The organism is Stutzerimonas urumqiensis (genome assembly GCF_003640395.1).
Lineage (GTDB): Bacteria > Pseudomonadota > Gammaproteobacteria > Pseudomonadales > Pseudomonadaceae > Stutzerimonas > Stutzerimonas urumqiensis.
This window is the reverse complement of sequence record NZ_RBZQ01000003.1, coordinates 362,099-377,830: the sequence shown is the minus strand read 5'-3', so window position 1 is coordinate 377,830 and position 15,732 is coordinate 362,099. Positions and strand designations below refer to the sequence as shown.

Below are 15,732 nucleotides of genomic sequence, written 5' to 3'. Positions count from 1 at the left end.
ACCCCGACCCCAAAACCCAAAGGAGGTGTCTATGTTCGAGAACAACAACAAGAACCGACATGGCGTGGCGTTGCTTGCCCTGCTGGCGTTGTCGGGTCTGTCCGGCGCGGCCTGGGCCGACGCCTACGAAGACGCGGCGAAGAAATGGATCGAGTCGGAGTTCAACCCGTCCACGCTCACGCCCGAGCAGCAGATGGACGAACTCAAATGGTTCATCAAGGCCGCCGAGCCCTATCGCGGCATGGAAATCAACGTCGCGTCCGAGACCATCACCACCCACGAATACGAGTCCAAGGTGCTGGCCAAGGCCTTCAGCGAGATCACCGGCATCAAGCTGCGTCACGACCTGATGCAGGAAGGCGACGTGGTCGAGAAGCTGCAGACCCAGATGCAGTCGGGCAAGAACATCTACGACGGCTACATCAACGACTCCGACCTGATCGGCACACACTTCCGCTACGGCAAGGCGGTGGCGATCAGCGACATGATCGAGAACGAGGGCAAGGCCGCCACCTCGCCGACGCTGGACCTCGACGATTTCATCGGCATCTCCTTCACCACCGGCCCGGACGGCAAGATCTACCAGCTGCCCGACCAGCAGTTCGCCAACCTCTACTGGTTCCGCGCCGACTGGTTCGAGCGGCCGGAGCTGAAGAAGCAGTTCAAGGACCTCTACGGTTACGAGCTGGGCGTGCCGGTGAACTGGTCCGCCTACGAGGACATCGCCGAGTTCTTCACCGAGCACGTCAAGGAAATCGACGGCCAGCGCGTCTACGGCCACATGGATTACGGCAAGAAGGACCCGTCGCTCGGCTGGCGCTTCACCGACGCCTGGTTCTCGATGGCCGGCGGCGGCGACAAGGGCCTGCCCAACGGCCTGCCGGTGGACGAGTGGGGCATTCGCGTGGAGAACTGCCGGCCGGTCGGCTCGAGCATGTCGCGCGGCGGCGCCACCAACGCGCCGCCGGCGGTCTACGCCACCCAGAAGTACGTCGACTGGCTGCGCCAGTACGCGCCGCCGGAAGCCCAGGGCATGACCTTCTCCGAGGCCGGCCCGGTCCCGGCGCAGGGCAACATCGCCCAGCAGATCTTCTGGTACACCGCCTTCACCGCCGACATGACCAAGCCCGGCCTGCCGGTGGTCAACGAAGACGGCACGCCCAAATGGCGCATGGCGCCCTCGCCCAAGGGCCCGTACTGGGAAGAGGGCATGAAGCTCGGCTACCAGGACGCCGGCTCCTGGACCTTCCTCAAGTCGACCCCGGAAGAACGCCGCCTGGCCGCCTGGCTGTACGCGCAGTTCGTCACCAGCAAGACGGTGTCGCTGAAGAAGACGCTGGTCGGCCTGACCCCGATCCGCGAGTCTGACATCGAGTCCGACGCCATGACCGAGATCGCGCCCAAGCTCGGCGGGCTGGTCGAGTTCTACCGCAGCCCGGCCCGTGTGCAGTGGTCGCCGACCGGCACCAACGTGCCCGACTACCCGCGCCTGGCGCAGCTGTGGTGGCAGTACATCGCCGAAGCCGCCAGCGGCGACAAGACCCCGCAGGAAGCCCTCGACGGCCTCGCCGAAGCGCAGGACAACATGCTCGCGCGCCTCGAACGGGCCCAGGCCGACTCCGAGTGCGGACCGAAGATGAACGAGCCGCGTGACCCGCAGTACTGGCTCGACCAGCCCGGCTCGCCGAAGCCCAAGCTCGCCAACGAAAAACCCCAGGGCCAGACCGTCAGCTATGACGAGCTGATCAAATCCTGGGAACAGGTGGACTGACCGGCACGCCGCCACCAAGCCGGCCCGCTGGCGATCGGCAACCCACCGCCGATCGCCAGCCCCCCGACCGCGGCCGCACCGCCGCGGCATTCGGAGGCGCCGGGTTCCTGCTGTCGATGGGCCTGGTCTCTTAGCCCCACGGCGCCTCGGCCCCGTTATTCAACATTTCGGCCGTTTGCCTGATCGCTGAGACGGGCTTCAGCCTTCAGCGACAATCTCGAAAGCTGTCGATTCTTCAGGAACCGGTATCCGCCCGCATAGACGCGCTTGGTGCGGATGGAATACTTTCTAAGCTGAACCTGATCGGGTAATTTTGCTTGTAATGATTGCGGTCATAGTGGCGCCTTGGACATTCCCCTAAAAAGGCTTCGCATAATTTTTGAAATTTTATGCTTCCGGAAGCTGCCGTAGTTCATATCTGTTAAATGTTGCGAGGACGCCTGCTGATGACTAAGTTGCTCAGATGGAGTAATCCTTACAACGTTGATCTGTCGCGGCACTATCTCTATTACATTGAGGTTAAGTCTGAGTGGGCAGAGTTTAGGTATGTAGGGAAGGCTTCGGCACCGGGCCGAATGAATGCGTATTGGCACAATGTGGAGAAGGCCCTCACAGGCCGGCCCAAGCGGCCGGCTAAAAAACGGAATGGCGTGCCGCAATCAGCTCGCAATGTGCGGTTTCGATTTGTTCATTTAGTACTTGCTGCTGCAGTTCTAAAAGGGTGGAAGGTTTCTCACTACCCGCTGGAAAATTGCTCTAAAGAACAGCATCGTGCTCGCGAATTAGAGCTGATCGCTCAAATGAATTGCAATATGAATGATGGGCCTAGTTGGTTGGTGGAAGACTTATATGGTTTGGTGGATGATCTTGCCCAGCGCTATGGCGCTCAGCCTTCTATAAGCCAGTCTATGAGCGATCTTCCACTTATTCCCTCAAGATTTACTTCGGTCGTTGCGTCCCGTGAGTTGCAATTGGTGCAGGGCGATACAACTACACCACTGTTGTTCGAGGTGGGTTCCCCGGTTCGGGATGTGCCGACCGTCGCCGGCTTCGACTGGCGTTGCCCTGTACGCGTCACCGAAGGCGCATCCAGGCGAGAGCGGCAAGTCTGTGGGGTCGACTCGTTCCAAGCGCTGGAGTTAGCGCTGAGGTGGGTGGCGAGCGAAGCCGACGCCATTCGTGAAGGAGGCACCCATGTCCTGTTCTTTGGCGAGAGGATCGATAACCCCTCTGATGCAGCGTCTTAAGCACGGTGATTGGCCGACGTATTGCAATCAATCTTGCATCGGGCCATCCAGTTCGATGCGTCGATTCAAACTGCCGAGGCGGATGGCTCCCCAACCACCACTTCGCTGATCTGCACGATAGGTGTCAGGTCGGTGTAGTTGGCGATGTCGGCGCCGATTTCTTCGGCGTGGGGGCCGAAGGCTGATTGGAAGGCGGCCAGCGATTCGCAGTGGATGTGGCACAGGGCGACGTAGGGTGCGCGGTCTTCGGGGGTTGGGCCGGAGAGGCCCTTGTCGACGGTATAGTACAGGCACGCCGCGTCCAGGCGGGCCTGGACGAGCGGCATGTGGCGGTCGCGGTAGTAGTCGTGATCGAAGCGGGCGCCGGGCGTGTTGGGGTACATGACGCTGACTTTGATCATCGGGGCGATTCCTTGAGGGTGGGGGTGCAGGCTTGGGCGCCTGCGCAGAGCGTAGCTCAGGCGGAGCGGCCCATCTCGCCGTTCAGGCCGGGCTGGACGATTTCGATCCAGTAGCCGTCCGGGTCGCTGATGAAGGCGACGTTCTTCATGCCTTTGTCGAGGCGTTTGACGAAGGGCACGCCGAGTGATTCGAAACGCTCGCAGGCGGCGATGACGTCCGGCACGGCGAAGCAGATATGGCCGAAGCCGCGTGGGTCGGCGTTGCCGTTGTGGTACTGGCTGTCGTCCTTTTCGGTGCCCCAGTTGTGGGTCAGTTCGAGCACGGATTGCCGGCCGAAGGTGTAGCGCTGCCGTTCGGCCACGTCGTCCGGCACCTGTTCGCCGGCGGTCATGGCGAGGAAGTAGAGCGAGAAGCGGCCTTCTTCGAAATCGAGGCGACGCAGCAGGCGCATGCCGAGTACGCGGGTGTAGAAGTCCAGCGAGCGCTCGGGGTCCTTCACGCGCAGCATGGTGTGGTTGAACACGTACTGCTGGGTGACGGCGTCGGGTTGCTGGCAGACGCCGGGTTGGGTTTCGGTGTTGAAGCTCATGCGTGTCTCCGCGGCTTTGAAAGGTGGCGGCCGTGCGGCGGCAGGGCGCGTCGCACCCGGCGGCAGCGCGGGACGCCCAGGGTACAGGCCTTGGCGTGGGTGGCCGTACGACGGCTATTGGCGTCCCTGAAGTCGAATGCGGGCGCCTGTCGTGTGTCGGGTAGACCGTGCAGACGAGCCAAGGTGCAGGGCGATAGCCGCTGGCTTTCCGTCGTCGAATGGCCGGTGCACGCCGCCACACGATCAATCGCAGCGGTGCGAAACCTGGCCGGGCGCTGCGGGCCGCGTCGGCTGTCCGGCGCTCGCTGGCTGGAAGCGTTTCAGGCTGCGGTCGTGCACGGGGGCGAACAGCGTCAGGGCGGTGATCGCGCCGAGCAGGGCGCAGAACATGTCGGCCTGCGTGTCCCATTCATCGCCCTGCATGCCGAGGAATTGCTCGGCGCCTTGCCCGAGGGCGAGGGCGGCCCACCATTCGATCAGCTCGTAGACGGCGCTCGCCGCCATCGCCACGCAGGCGCAGAGAAAGGCGAGCATGCGCGGTCCGTTGATCAGGCGCAGGCGGATGAGAATTTCCCGCGCCAGCAGCGTCGGTGTCAGCCCCTGCATGAAATGCCCGAGCCGGTCGTAGGGGTTGCGGCTGAGTTCGAGCCAGTCCTGTATCCAGAACCCGAGCGGCACGCGGGCGAAGCTGTAGTAGGCGCCGACGATCAGGCCCAGGCCATGCAGGGTGATCAGCACATACAGCAGGCTGGACAAGGGAAAGCGGTCATGCGTGGCAACCAGCAGCGGCAGGAGGATCAGCGCCGGGGTGATCTCCAGCACCCAGGTCAGGCGGTCGTGCGGTGAGATGGCGGACAGGGCGATGGCCAGGCAGAGCAGCGCGATCAGCGAGCGTTCGAGCAAGGTGCGGTGACGCATGGAGGGCTCCGGTTAGAGCGGAGGAGGCCGGCGGGCGGCGCCGGTTCAGGATCGTTTGCGCGCGAGCAACGACAGCACCGTCATCGCGCCCAGCACCACGGCGGCGGTGGTTGCGACCGGGTGTTGCGCCGCCTTGGTGTAGAGGCTGCGGCTGAGAACCAGACCGGGGTACTGCCCGCTCGCCCGGCCGGACCCGCCCGCGCCGACGTTCGCGCTGTGCAGCGAGCCTTCCCGGTTGTCGTCGGGCCGGCCGCTCTGCAGCGACTGGTAGAGCACCGTGCGGCGTGCCCAGTCCATCAGGTGTGGAAAGAGCTGCGTGGCGCGGGTCAACAGGTTCGCGTTGCCGATGTATACGTCCCGCTGCGGGTGTTCGGCTGCATGCAGGATCGCCCGGGCGACCACCTCCGGCGCGTAGACCGGCGGCGGCAGGCTGGGGGCGCTGTCGAGGTAGTTCTTTGAGTGATCGAGGAACAGGGTGTCCGTCCCGGATGGCCTGATCAGCGAGACCGAAACCGGCAGCCCGGCCTGCTGCACTTCGACCCGCAGCACGTCGGTCAGCGCTTTCACCGCATGCTTGCTGGCGCTGTAGCTTGCATGGAAGGGCAGCGCAGTCTCCGACTCGACGCTGCCGACGTTGAGGATCGCGCCGCCGCGCTGCCGCAGGTGCGCGAGGGCGACGGTAGAGCCGTAGTGCGTGCCCCAGAAATTGGTCTGCATGACGCGGTAATGATCCTCGTCGGGCACCTGATCGAGCCGGCCCCATACGGACGCGCCGGCGTTGTTGATCCAGGTGTCGAAGCCGCCGAAGCGCTCGATCGTCTGCTGTGCCACGCGCTCGACCGCCGCTCGCTCGCCGACGTCCGCAACGACATGCATCACCCGACCTCCGCCGTCCAGCTCGCGCTCGATCTGCGCCAGGGCCGCTTCGTTACGCGAAACCAGGACCACGCGGGCACCGGCTTCGGCGGCCAGGCGGGCGGTCGCCAGGCCGATGCCGCTCGACGCGCCGGTGATGACGATGACCTGTTCGGACAAGGGTTTAAGCGACACGGACATGGCGGTTTCCTTTTCGGTGGTGAGTAGGGCGGGCGTGCCGTGTAGATCAGAAGCGCATCGGGCGCGGGCGGTTCCATGCGCGGGATCGACGGTTGCCTGCTCGGCGCCAAGGGACGCCTCGGGTACTGGCGTGCCTGGCCGGGGCGGGTTGGCGTTGCACGGCCAGCTCGGCAGCGATCGGGCGATGCGCTACATCACCACGGGCCGCGGGCTGCTCGATGGCCTGGTCGCGCTATCCGGGCTCGCATCGGTGCGGGAGGGGTCGACCTTCGTATGGCTGCTCATCGCGCCGCGTGGCATTGCCTTCGGCAGGCGCTTGGTTGGACGGAGCGGGATTCGACCGGAGGGAATCGCGGCCGGCCGCTGAGGGCCGGCCCGCAGGTCATTGCTGGACGAGGTGGCTGACGTTGCCGTTGCCGTTCTGCAGGATGGTGGCGTTGAAGTTGCTGATCGTCTCGGGCGAGCCGAGCTGGCGGATGCTGGCCTCGTTGGCCGAGCCGACCTGTTCGATGGTCGCGGTCGCAGCGGCGACGGTCTGCTCGATGCTGGCGGCGTTGTCCGATCCGGTCTGGCGAACGTAGGCGGCGTTGGACATGTATTCCTGGCTCACCGTCACGGTGTTGCCGTCGCCGATCGAATAGCCCTCGATCCGCCCGCCGTAGCCGTTCTGGAACACCGTGAGCTGGTTGCCGTTACCGGTCTGGTCGAAGTCCAGCACGTTCTGGTAGTCGGCCTGGTAGATGTCCGCGACGTTGCCGTCGCCTTCCTGGTCGAGCGCCAGGCGGTTGCCGTCACCCTGATCGATGTCGGCCAGGTTGGCGTCGCCCCGCTGGTTCACGGTCAGCCGTGCGCCTTCGTAGTAGGTGCGCTGGATGAAGGCCAGCTCGTTGCCGTTGCCGACCTGCTGCACCTGCGCGACGGCATAGCCCTCCTGAGTGGCGACCAGGCTGTTGGCGTCGCCTGTGGCCGAGGCGGTGAGCTGGTTGGCGCGCCCGGTCTGGTCGACGTCGACGAGGTTGGCATTGCCTTCCTGGTACACGGCGGCGGCGTTGCCAAAGGCATTCTGCGCCTGGCGGACGTCCGCGCTGTTGCCAGCACCGATCTGGATCACGCTGACGGTGTTGTCTTCGGCGGTGTCGCCCTGGAAGGTCACGGCGAAGTTGCGCTCGCCGGTCTGCTGGATGTCCGAGGTGTTGCGGTTGCCTTCCTGCACCTGCTGCGCGGAGCCGTCGAAAGCGTTGTCGAGCGTCGTGCGGGCGGTGTTGCCATCGCCGTACTGCATCTGCGAGGTCCGGTTGCCGTCGTTCACGCCGGTCTCGGTGTAGGCGGCGACGTTATCGAGGCCGATCTGGTCCTGCAGCAGTTCGTTGTCGGCAAGCGCCGGGTTGGCAAGCGAAAGCAGCACGGCGGCTGCGAGTGGTTTGAGACGGTACATGGTTCACCTCTGGTCGATTATTAGCGGTGCTGGATGACCTCCACTGTCTGGCCGTTTCCGTACTGGATGACGGTGCTGCTCAATCCGTCGCCAAGTTGCTCGATGGTGGCGCTGTTGTAATCGCCATGCTGGTGGATGGCGGCGTCGTTTCCGCTGCCGATCTGGCTGATCGCGGCGAGATTGCCGGTGCCGATCTGCTCGATCAGCGCCGTGTTGTAGGCGCCCTGCTGGAGGATGAACGCCTGCTGCGCCGTGCCGTTCTGCAGGATGTAGGCGAGCTGATCGGCGCCCGTCTGGGTGATGGCGGCTTCGTTATCCTGCCCCAGTTGCAGCACGCCCGCAGCGTAGGCCTGGATGGTCTGCAGCTGGGCCGGCAGCGACAGCACGGCCGGCGCTGGGGCGAGGTCGGCGTTGTCCAATAGATCGGCCGCCGGAACATCGGCTGCCAGCAGGGGTTGGCCGAGCAGGCCGAGCGATAGGCAGGCGCAGCGCAGCGTGCTGCACAGGGAAGGGAGGCCCATGAGTGAGTCCTCGCGACCTGATCGGTCGAAATGATCGGTTGATTGTGGGCCGCGGCCGGGCCGAGGCCATCCATCCAACGGTGTAAATCCGGTGCCAAACACCGAGCGGCGGCTTAATCCCCGCTACAGCTCGCCGCGGTCCAGGTCGTAGGTGTCTTGCAAGAGGCTTTGCAGGCGCTCGCGGGTGACGGCCTCGCGCACCTGTGCAGCGGCCTGCTCGGCCAGTTCCTCGATCTGCGACGCGTTGGGTTGCAGGAAGCGGCGATAGAGGATGCGTCCCTCGTGCTCGACCCACACCAGGCTGCCCCAGCGGGCCGAGGGGCGCTCGCGCACCACCAGGTTGTAATCCAGTTCGCCGCTGTCCTGCAGGCTGCTGCTCAGGTAGCGGTGAAAGTCATGCCCGAAGCGGGAGATGGTGTTGTCGATCACCAGCCCCGAGATTTCCGGCTCCACCGCCCGCGCCGGCGCGGTGAGCGCCAGCAGCAGCGCGAACAGGATCAGGCGTGGCATGGGTCCGGCCAGTCGAGCCGGTCACGCAGCATGAACGCCGCCTCGGCCCGGTTGGAGGCGCCGATCTTGCGCAGCAGGTTGTGGATGTGGCTCTTGATGGTGTGCGGGCTCAGGCAGAGCTGCTCGGCGATCTCGGCGTTGGACAGGCCCTTGCCGGCCAAGCTCAGGATCTCGCGCTCGCGCAGCGTGAGCGACGCCTTGCTCTCGGCGAGCTGGCGCATGCGCCGCCATTGGCTCAGCAGGCGCTCCATCAGCGGGCGCGGCAGCCAGTCGCCGCCTTCGAGCAGCGCCTCGATACCCGAAAGCAGCTGTTCGCGGGTCGAATGGCTATAGAACACGCCGCGAATGTTGGGGTACTGGTCGATGAGTTTTTCCGCCTGCTCGGGGTTGATGTTCACCAGCGCCGCGGGCGTATCGGGCGCCAGGCGGCCGAGCAGGCCGGTGAGTTCGTCGAGATGCTTCTGCCCGGCATCGATCAGGAACAGGCGCGTGTTGCGCAGCACCGAGCGGGGCGGATCGGCGAGGACGACATTCAGTTGCGCCCGCTCGCCGAGGAAGTGCCGAAAGAACAAGCCCAGCAGTTCGTTGTTGGTCAGCAGTGTGATGATCGAGGCAGTGGAATCCCGGGGGGTCAGTTCCGCGTCCATGGTCGGTCCCTTACCAGTGGGGTGGTTCGCTATGAAAAAGTCTACAAACGACCCGGCTTTAGGGGTTTAGTTCAAGGTTCGCCGCCAGTTTAGGCACTAATTCGCCAAAATATCGCCACTCGTTCAGTGAGGTGACGAACGGATGACGCTTCGCTGGCTAGGCGAGTCGCCTGTCTGGGCTAAGGTTGGCGGACATCCAGATGGAGCGGCCGATGGCTGATGACCGTGAACTGACCCTGCGCGCGCTGCTCACCGGGCTCGTGCTCGGCGCGCTGCTGACCCCCTCGAACATCTATTCCGGCCTGAAGATCGGCTGGTCCTTCAACATGTCGATCATCGCGTTGCTGGTGGGCTTTGCGATCTGGCAGGGGCTGGCCGCGCGGCTGGGCGGCCCGAGGTGGAGCCGTCTGGAGAGCAACATCACCCAGACGTCGGCGTCGGCAGCGGCGTCGATCATTTCCAGCGGGCTGGTCGCACCGATACCCGCCTACACGCTCATCACCGGTGAGTCGCTGCCCTGGGGCGCGCTGACCGCCTGGGTCTTCTCGGTGAGCCTGCTGGGCGTCTGGGTGGCCTGGTACCTGCGCCCCTCGCTGATCGTACGTTCGGCGCTGCGCTTTCCCGAGGGCATGGCGACGCTGGCGACGCTCGAGCAGGTCTACGGGCACGGTCGCGAAGCATCGAAGCGGCTCGCGGTGCTGGCGGGTGCCGCGTCGCTGGCGGCAGCGGTCAAGCTGGCGGACCTGGCCTGGCGCCTGCCGCGCTGGGCGCCGAGCCCGAGCCTGGAGCGGCTGACGTTCGCCTTCGAGCCGTCGCTGTTGCTGGTCGGCTTCGGCGGCATCGTCGGGTTGCGGGTCGGCCTGTCGCTGCTGGTCGGTGCGCTGCTGGCCTGGGGCCTGATCGCGCCCTGGCTGGTCGCCGAGGGGCTGGTGCGGCTGCCGCCCGATGCCCAGGGGCCGCAGTTCGCGCTGTTGATCGAGTGGCTGCTCTGGCCAGGCGTGGCGCTGATGGTCTGCGCCACGCTGGTGTCGCTGGGCGTGCGGACGCTTCGCGCGCCCGATCGCAGGACGCGCACCGGACCACGCCGCCTGAATGCCCGGCCACTGCTGGGCCTGCTGGTCGCCGGCGGGTTGGTGGTGTCGCTGCAGGTCGGCCTGTTCGGCATCGGACTGCTCATGGCGCTGCTGTCGATTCCTCTGTCGGTACTGCTGGCGATGGTCGCGGCACGGGTGGTGGGCGCCACCGGCATTCCGCCGATCGGCGCGATCGGGCAGGTCTCGCAGCTCGGTTTCGGCGTGCTGGCGCCAGGGCAGGTCGCGATCAACCTGATGAGCGCCAACACGGCCGGTGGCGCGGCGGGCCAATGCACCGATCTGCTCAACGACTTCAAGGTCGGCCATGCCCTGGGCGCGCATCCGGGCCGGCAGGTGGTAGCGCAATGCCTGGGCATCGTCATCGGCAGCCTGGTCGGCGTGGTCACCTATCAGGCGCTGATCCCCGATCCGCAAGCGATGCTGATCACCCCCGAGTGGCCGGCCCCGGCGGTGGCCACCTGGAAGGCCGTCGCCGAGGCGCTGACCGGCGGGCTCGCGGTGCTGACGACGGACGTTCGCCTGGCGATGCTGGCCGGCGCGGTTGCCGGGCTGTTGCTGGGCCTGCTCGATGCCCTCGCGCCGCCGCCACTGGAGCGCTGGCTGCCCAGTGCCGCGGCGCTCGGATTGGCCTTCATCATCCCGGCGTCGATTTCCCTGACAATGGCTTTTGGCGCGCTCCTGGCCTGGCTGTTCATGGCGCGCTGGCGCAGCCTCGGCGAGCGCTTCGTCATCGTCGCCGCGGCCGGCCTGGTCGCAGGCGAGAGCATGGCCGGAGTGGGCGTTTCGCTGTGGCAACTGCTGAGCTGACGGACGGTGCGGCATTGCTGCGGCCAGCCGACGAGCGCACAGAACCTTTGTTCCGCGCGCGTGCCGACCGTGGGTAACACTCACATCGAGGGCTTCATCATGGGCATCGCAACGATCACGGCGCTCACCTTCGCCGGGCTGATATCGGCCGCGGGGCTGGCACAGGCCAATGACGACATGGAGCACGACCAGCACGACGGACTCACCGAACAACGGTCGCAAGGCCTCGGGACCGGCATCGGCACCGGCGCGCTCGACATGGATGACGAAGGCGGCCTGGACGATGACATGGACAACGACACCGATCGTCCCGATCCGGGCGTCAGCACCGGAACCGGCGCCGGAGCGGCCGGCGGTATGGGCGGCTCCGGTGGTGCGGGCGGCGCGGCCGGCGGTTCGACCGGTGGCGCGGCCTCCGGTGGTTCAGGCGCCGGCGGTGGCGCTGGCGGAAACTGACGTCGCGACGGGAGCGCCCTAGCGGCGCTCCTCTCGCTTTGCCGATACCCACCCGGAGGTCGCCATGCCCGGTTACTCCATGAAGTCGCAGCTGGTTCCGCTGGTGTTCGCCGCGTTGCCGATGGTCGTCCTGGCCGATCAGCCGGACAAGGCCCGGGTCGGGCCGCTGGATACGCGCGAACCGCGGCAGGAGGTGATCGAACGCCAGGAGCAGGCGCCGGGCGAGCGGCCCACGCCCCAGCCCGATTCGCCGCCGGAGGAGCGGCTGGATCCGGCAGCGCCTACGCCGTCCGAATCGCCGTCGGAGCCGAGGCCTTCACCGGAACGTTCGTCGTGACCATCTAGTCGGCGATTGCCTGCTCGTTCACCGCTTTTATAAGGTTTTTCGCCGCTCGCGCTGGGCTAGACTCCAGGCGCCGCCCCTGCGGGCGGCCGGCCGACCCGTGACGGATCGCCGACAAACCGGCACTAACGCTCGACCAAAAACAATAAGGAGCGAATCGATGCGTGGCATTCTCAAACCGCTGGCAGCGGCCCTGGCCGTGGCCGCGCTTCCAGGCATGGCGCAAGCCGAGCCCTTTTCCCAACTGGTGATCTTCGGTGATTCGCTGAGCGACAGCGGTCAGTTCCCCGATGTCGGCAGCCCGCTGTTCAGCGGCTTCCCGACCGGCGGGCTGCGGTTCACCAACCGCACCGGGCCGACGTACCTGCCCAACAACACCGAATACATCGGCAAGGTAAGCACCCAGTTGCTCGCCGAACGGCTGGGTTTGCAGGCCCTGCCCTCGACGCCGATTCTGCCGAGCCTGATCACCGGCAACCCGGACGGCACCAACTATGCGGTCGGCGGCTATCGCACCGACCAGATCCTCGCCTCGATCGTCGCCGAGGACGGCTCGGTGGTCGATCCGGGCCTGCCCGGCATCGCACCGCGGGTGCGTGACGGTTATCTGGTCGACTATCCCTCGGTCGATGGCGACACGCTGTTCTACCTCAACGGCGGCGGCAACGACATCTTCCAGGGGCGCAACGTGGATGCGGCCAGCGCCGCCCTGGTGGCAGCCGACCTCACGGCTGGCGTCGCCGCGCTTCAGGCGGCCGGGGCGCGCTACATCATCGTCTCGGACCTGCCGGACGTCGGCGCCACGCCCGCCGGTATCGGCAGCGGTGCCAGCGCGTTCTGGACGGCCCGCACCCGCGACTTCAACACCGCGCTGGACGCGCAGCTGGCGGCACTGGGCGGCAACATCATCCGCACCAACTTCAACGGCCTGCTGACCGAGGTACGTGCGGACCTGGCGACCTACGGCTTCGATCCGGCCGTGGCGCAGACGGCGTTCTGCTTCGACGGCAGTGGCGCCACCTGCTTCGAGCATCCGGTCTACGGCCAGACCGGCACCGCGCCCGATCCGGATCGGCTGATGTTCAACGATGGCGTGCACCCGACCACGGCAGTGCAGCGGATTTCCGCCGATTACCTCTACGCGCTGGTCGCCGCGCCGTGGGAGATCACCTTGCTGCCGGAGATGGGCCTGTCGTCGCTGCGCGCGCACCTGCGCCAGCTCGACAACCACCTCGCCGCCAGCCGTGGCCATTGGCAGCCTGTGGGGCACTGGTCGCTGGCTGTCGATGGCGGCTACGGGCAGCCCAACTACGACGGCGACGAGGGCGGCGTCGAGGGCGACGGTCGCAGCCTGACGCTGGGTGTGACCGCGAGCCATCGTCTCGATGAACACTGGCTCGCCGGCGTGCGGCTGAGCGCAGGCGACAACCGCCTGGAGCTGGGCGAGGCGGACTCGCGTTACGACATGCGCAGCCTGCTGGCCAGCGGTTTCGCCCGTTACGAGCAGGACCGCGTGTTTGCGGATTTCTCCGCCTCGGCCGGTCACCTCGGCTACGACGACCTGCAGCGCAGCTTCGCGCTGGGCATCGCGCAACGCACCGAGAAGGGCGACACCGACGGCTGGGTCTGGGGCCTCGGCGCCAAGGCCGGGTTGAACCTGTTCCAGCCGGGCGAAGCGTTGAAGGCCGGACCCTTCGTCGGGGTGAGCTACCAGCGCGTCGAAGTCGATGGCTACGACGAGCGCGGCAACCGCTCCACCGCCCTGAGCTATGACGAGCAGGAGCGGCGGTCGCTGCAGCTCTCGGCCGGTGTCTTCGTCGACTACGCCATGAGCCCGCGCACCCGCCTGCTTGGCGAAATCGCGCGCATCTCGGAGCGCGAGGACGACCCGGACGAGCTGCGCCTCGGCCTGACCAGCGTGCCGGGCAACCGCTTCACGCTGCCGGGCTACGTGCCGCCGGAAGGCCAGACCCGCTTCGGCGTGGGCCTGGTGCACACGCTGGATGACGGCCTGTCCCTGCGTGCGCACTACGACTACCTCGGCCAGGACGACCACCAGCAGAGCCTCGCCCTCTCGCTGGCCTGGCAGATGTAGCGCAGAGGGCGGGTCGCGCGCGACCCGCCCGTTCAAGCCGCCCCGCGATGCGGCCAAACCGCCGGCGTGGTTGCAGATCGCCCGCAAGCGGGCTCCTACGAAAGACGTGTCGGTGTCGGCGGCGAGGACGGCGCGGATGCCTGTGTAGGAGCCCGCTTGCGGGCGATTGCCGGTGTATCGGCGGTAGCAGCGTCGTAGGGCGCATTCGCGAAGCAATGCACCGGTGGTTTCGCACGGACTCAGGCGGATTGTTCGCTTCGCTCCTGAATCCGCCCTACGTCGGTTGTCGTCCTGCAAGCTGGCATCGGCGCCGGGATCGCCCGCAAGCGGGCTCCTACGAAAGACGTGTCGGTGTCGGCGGCGGGCGCGGCGGGGTGCTGTGTAGGAGCCCGCTTGCGGGCGATTGCCGGTGCACCGGCGGTAGGCGGTTCGGTGGTAACGACCAACCGTTCGGAGGTGTCCTCAACCAGTAACCATGAATGTGTCCGGTGGGCTTAAGCCCACCCTACGCCCTACGCGCGGCCTCGACGGGTCTTCGGGACATACGAATCGCCCGCGCTCCCTGCGGGCCTCGTAGGTGCGATCAGTCTCGCTCGATCGCCAGTGCCACGCCTTGGCCGCCACCGATGCAGAGGGTCGCAAGGCCCTTCTTGCCGTCGCGGCGGATCAGTTCGTGCAGCAGCGTCACCAGCACGCGGCAGCCGGAGGCGCCGATCGGGTGGCCGATCGCGATGGCGCCGCCGTTGACGTTGACCTTGTCGGCGTCCCAGCCCAGTTCCTGGCCCACCGACAGTGCCTGGGCGGCGAAGGCTTCGTTGGCTTCGATCAGGTCGAGGTCGGCGAGTGACCAGCCGGCCTTTTCCAGGCAGCGTCGGGTGGCCGACACCGGGCCGATGCCCATGATCGCCGGGTCGACGCCGGCGCTGGCGTAGCCGGCGACCCTCGCCAGGACCGGCAGGCCGAGCGCGGCGGCTTTCTCGGCGCTCATCATCAGCACGGCGGCCGCGCCGTCGTTGAGGCTCGAGGCGTTGCCGGCGGTGACGCTGCCGTCCTTCTTGAACGCCGGCTTGAGTGTGGCGAGCGACTCGGCGGTGGTGCCGTCGCGGGGCTGCTCGTCGGTGTCGAACACCAGCGGCTCGCCCTTGCGTTGCGCAATCGAGATGGGGGTGATCTCGTCCTTGAAGCGACCGGCCTGGATAGCGGCGACGGCCTTCTGCTGCGAGCCGGCCGCGAACGCATCCTGCATTTGCCGGCTGATGCCGTACTGTTCGACGAGGTTCTCCGCCGTGATGCCCATGTGGTAATCGTTGAAGGCGTCCCACAGGCCGTCGGTGATCATGCTGTCGATCAGCTGCCCGTGGCCCATGCGCAGGCCGGTCCGCGCCTTCGGCAGGACGTAGGGCGCGAGGCTCATGTTCTCCTGGCCACCGGCGATGATGACGTCGGCGTCGCCACAGCGGATCGCCTGCGCCGCCAGGTGCAGCGCCTTGAGACCCGAGCCGCAGACCTTGTTCAGCGTCAGCGCCGGCACGCCGACCGGCAGCCCCGCCTTGATCGTCGCCTGGCGGGCAGGGTTCTGGCCGGCGCCGGCGGTGAGTACCTGGCCGAGGATCACCTCGTCGACCTCGGCGCCATCGAGGCCGGTCTGTTCGAGCAGGCGGCGAATGACCGCTGCGCCAAGCTCCGGTGCGGGGATGTTGGCCAATGCGCCCTGGAAGCTTCCGATGGCGGTGCGGGTCGCGGCGACGATGACGGCTTCTTTCATGAACGGCTCCGTGGGCGAGGGCGGCGCAGGCGCCGCGAAGGTGAACGGTAGCGCCGATAGTAGGCCAAGGCCTGCC

16 protein-coding genes are annotated in these 15,732 nt (G+C 66.6%); 7 read left to right on the top strand and 9 right to left on the bottom strand.

Going from position 1 to position 15,732, the window contains the following annotated elements; genetic code table 11:
- Nucleotides 1-31: 31 nt before the first annotated feature.
- Both D7325_RS07750 and D7325_RS19050 read left to right on the top strand, forming a co-directional pair.
- Nucleotides 32-1,771 carry an ABC transporter substrate-binding protein gene (locus D7325_RS07750; RefSeq protein WP_120994975.1) on the top strand — a complete coding sequence of 580 codons (1,740 nt, stop codon included), beginning with the start codon at nucleotides 32-34 and terminating at the stop codon, nucleotides 1,769-1,771.
- 446 nt (nucleotides 1,772-2,217) lie between these two features.
- Nucleotides 2,218-3,018 carry a DUF6968 family protein gene (locus D7325_RS19050; protein WP_162988018.1) on the top strand — a complete coding sequence of 267 codons (801 nt, stop codon included), beginning with the start codon at nucleotides 2,218-2,220 and terminating at the stop codon, nucleotides 3,016-3,018.
- Nucleotides 3,019-3,083: 65 nt separating this feature from the next.
- On the opposite strand, the gene D7325_RS07740 is transcribed toward D7325_RS19050, so the two are convergent.
- The 4 genes from D7325_RS07740 to D7325_RS07725 all read right to left on the bottom strand — a co-directional run bounded on the left by D7325_RS07740 (nucleotide 3,084) and on the right by D7325_RS07725 (nucleotide 5,983).
- Nucleotides 3,084-3,419, bottom strand: a complete 336-nt coding sequence (locus D7325_RS07740; RefSeq protein WP_120994972.1) for an EthD family reductase — start codon at nucleotides 3,417-3,419, stop codon at nucleotides 3,084-3,086.
- A 56-nt stretch (nucleotides 3,420-3,475) separates the two neighbouring features.
- Entirely contained in the window at nucleotides 3,476-4,009 is a 534-nt protein-coding gene (gloA, locus tag D7325_RS07735) for a lactoylglutathione lyase (protein WP_120994970.1), read from the bottom strand.
- Between the two features lie 243 nt (nucleotides 4,010-4,252).
- Nucleotides 4,253-4,927, bottom strand: a complete 675-nt coding sequence (locus tag D7325_RS07730; protein ID WP_120994969.1) for a DUF2238 domain-containing protein — start codon at nucleotides 4,925-4,927, stop codon at nucleotides 4,253-4,255.
- A 45-nt stretch (nucleotides 4,928-4,972) separates the two neighbouring features.
- Nucleotides 4,973-5,983, bottom strand: coding sequence for an SDR family oxidoreductase (locus tag D7325_RS07725; protein ID WP_120994967.1), 1,011 nt, complete (start codon nucleotides 5,981-5,983; stop codon nucleotides 4,973-4,975).
- A gap of 184 nt (nucleotides 5,984-6,167) precedes the next feature.
- Here D7325_RS07725 and D7325_RS07720 point away from each other — a divergent pair, with 184 nt between their 5' ends.
- Entirely contained in the window at nucleotides 6,168-6,350 is a 183-nt protein-coding gene (locus D7325_RS07720) for a hypothetical protein (RefSeq protein WP_162988017.1), read from the top strand.
- A 15-nt stretch (nucleotides 6,351-6,365) separates the two neighbouring features.
- On the opposite strand, the gene D7325_RS07715 is transcribed toward D7325_RS07720, so the two are convergent.
- The 4 genes from D7325_RS07715 to D7325_RS07700 all read right to left on the bottom strand — a co-directional run bounded on the left by D7325_RS07715 (nucleotide 6,366) and on the right by D7325_RS07700 (nucleotide 9,021).
- A complete protein-coding gene (locus D7325_RS07715) occupies nucleotides 6,366-7,418 on the bottom strand; it encodes a hypothetical protein (RefSeq protein WP_245962041.1) in 1,053 nt (350 codons plus the stop codon).
- A 20-nt stretch (nucleotides 7,419-7,438) separates the two neighbouring features.
- Entirely contained in the window at nucleotides 7,439-7,939 is a 501-nt protein-coding gene (locus tag D7325_RS07710) for a curli production assembly protein CsgB (protein ID WP_120994964.1), read from the bottom strand.
- Between the two features lie 123 nt (nucleotides 7,940-8,062).
- On the bottom strand, nucleotides 8,063-8,449 hold the full coding sequence (locus D7325_RS07705) for a CsgE family curli-type amyloid fiber assembly protein (protein WP_120994963.1): 387 nt from the start codon (nucleotides 8,447-8,449) through the stop codon (nucleotides 8,063-8,065).
- Nucleotides 8,437-9,021 (bottom strand): helix-turn-helix transcriptional regulator, encoded by a 585-nt coding sequence (locus D7325_RS07700; RefSeq protein ID WP_120995119.1) that lies wholly within the window; start codon nucleotides 9,019-9,021, stop codon nucleotides 8,437-8,439. The genes D7325_RS07705 and D7325_RS07700 overlap by 13 nt, the downstream gene beginning before the upstream one ends.
- Nucleotides 9,022-9,308: 287 nt before the next feature.
- On the opposite strand from D7325_RS07700, the gene D7325_RS07695 reads away from it, so the two are divergent.
- From D7325_RS07695 to D7325_RS07680, 4 genes are all read left to right on the top strand, one after another.
- Nucleotides 9,309-10,997, top strand: a complete 1,689-nt coding sequence (locus D7325_RS07695; protein WP_120994962.1) for an OPT family oligopeptide transporter — start codon at nucleotides 9,309-9,311, stop codon at nucleotides 10,995-10,997.
- Between the two features lie 99 nt (nucleotides 10,998-11,096).
- Complete coding sequence (locus D7325_RS07690; protein WP_120994961.1) at nucleotides 11,097-11,453, top strand: hypothetical protein; 357 nt, start codon at nucleotides 11,097-11,099, stop codon at nucleotides 11,451-11,453.
- Between the two features lie 64 nt (nucleotides 11,454-11,517).
- Entirely contained in the window at nucleotides 11,518-11,790 is a 273-nt protein-coding gene (locus D7325_RS07685; RefSeq protein WP_120994960.1) for a hypothetical protein, read from the top strand.
- Between the two features lie 166 nt (nucleotides 11,791-11,956).
- Entirely contained in the window at nucleotides 11,957-13,891 is a 1,935-nt protein-coding gene (locus D7325_RS07680) for an autotransporter domain-containing SGNH/GDSL hydrolase family protein (RefSeq protein ID WP_120994958.1), read from the top strand.
- Nucleotides 13,892-14,474: 583 nt separating this feature from the next.
- Here D7325_RS07680 and D7325_RS07675 read toward each other — a convergent pair.
- Nucleotides 14,475-15,656 (bottom strand): acetyl-CoA C-acetyltransferase, encoded by a 1,182-nt coding sequence (locus D7325_RS07675; protein ID WP_120994957.1) that lies wholly within the window; start codon nucleotides 15,654-15,656, stop codon nucleotides 14,475-14,477.
- Between the last annotated feature and the right edge of the window lie 76 nt (nucleotides 15,657-15,732).

Bases quoted from the DNA above. Each gene is read 5' to 3' on its own strand.
- D7325_RS07750 (WP_120994975.1), top strand. From the start codon at position 32: ATGTTCGAGAACAACAACAAGAACCGACATGGCGTGGCGTTGCTTGCC.
- D7325_RS19050 (WP_162988018.1), top strand. From the start codon at position 2,218: ATGACTAAGTTGCTCAGATGGAGTAATCCTTACAACGTTGATCTGTCG.
- D7325_RS07740 (WP_120994972.1), bottom strand. From the start codon at position 3,419: ATGATCAAAGTCAGCGTCATGTACCCCAACACGCCCGGCGCCCGCTTC.
- gloA (WP_120994970.1), bottom strand. From the start codon at position 4,009: ATGAGCTTCAACACCGAAACCCAACCCGGCGTCTGCCAGCAACCCGAC.
- D7325_RS07730 (WP_120994969.1), bottom strand. From the start codon at position 4,927: ATGCGTCACCGCACCTTGCTCGAACGCTCGCTGATCGCGCTGCTCTGC.
- D7325_RS07725 (WP_120994967.1), bottom strand. From the start codon at position 5,983: ATGTCCGTGTCGCTTAAACCCTTGTCCGAACAGGTCATCGTCATCACC.
- D7325_RS07720 (WP_162988017.1), top strand. From the start codon at position 6,168: ATGCGCTACATCACCACGGGCCGCGGGCTGCTCGATGGCCTGGTCGCG.
- D7325_RS07715 (WP_245962041.1), bottom strand. From the start codon at position 7,418: ATGTACCGTCTCAAACCACTCGCAGCCGCCGTGCTGCTTTCGCTTGCC.
- D7325_RS07710 (WP_120994964.1), bottom strand. From the start codon at position 7,939: ATGGGCCTCCCTTCCCTGTGCAGCACGCTGCGCTGCGCCTGCCTATCG.
- D7325_RS07705 (WP_120994963.1), bottom strand. From the start codon at position 8,449: ATGCCACGCCTGATCCTGTTCGCGCTGCTGCTGGCGCTCACCGCGCCG.
- D7325_RS07695 (WP_120994962.1), top strand. From the start codon at position 9,309: ATGGCTGATGACCGTGAACTGACCCTGCGCGCGCTGCTCACCGGGCTC.
- D7325_RS07690 (WP_120994961.1), top strand. From the start codon at position 11,097: ATGGGCATCGCAACGATCACGGCGCTCACCTTCGCCGGGCTGATATCG.
- D7325_RS07685 (WP_120994960.1), top strand. From the start codon at position 11,518: ATGCCCGGTTACTCCATGAAGTCGCAGCTGGTTCCGCTGGTGTTCGCC.
- D7325_RS07680 (WP_120994958.1), top strand. From the start codon at position 11,957: ATGCGTGGCATTCTCAAACCGCTGGCAGCGGCCCTGGCCGTGGCCGCG.
- D7325_RS07675 (WP_120994957.1), bottom strand. From the start codon at position 15,656: ATGAAAGAAGCCGTCATCGTCGCCGCGACCCGCACCGCCATCGGAAGC.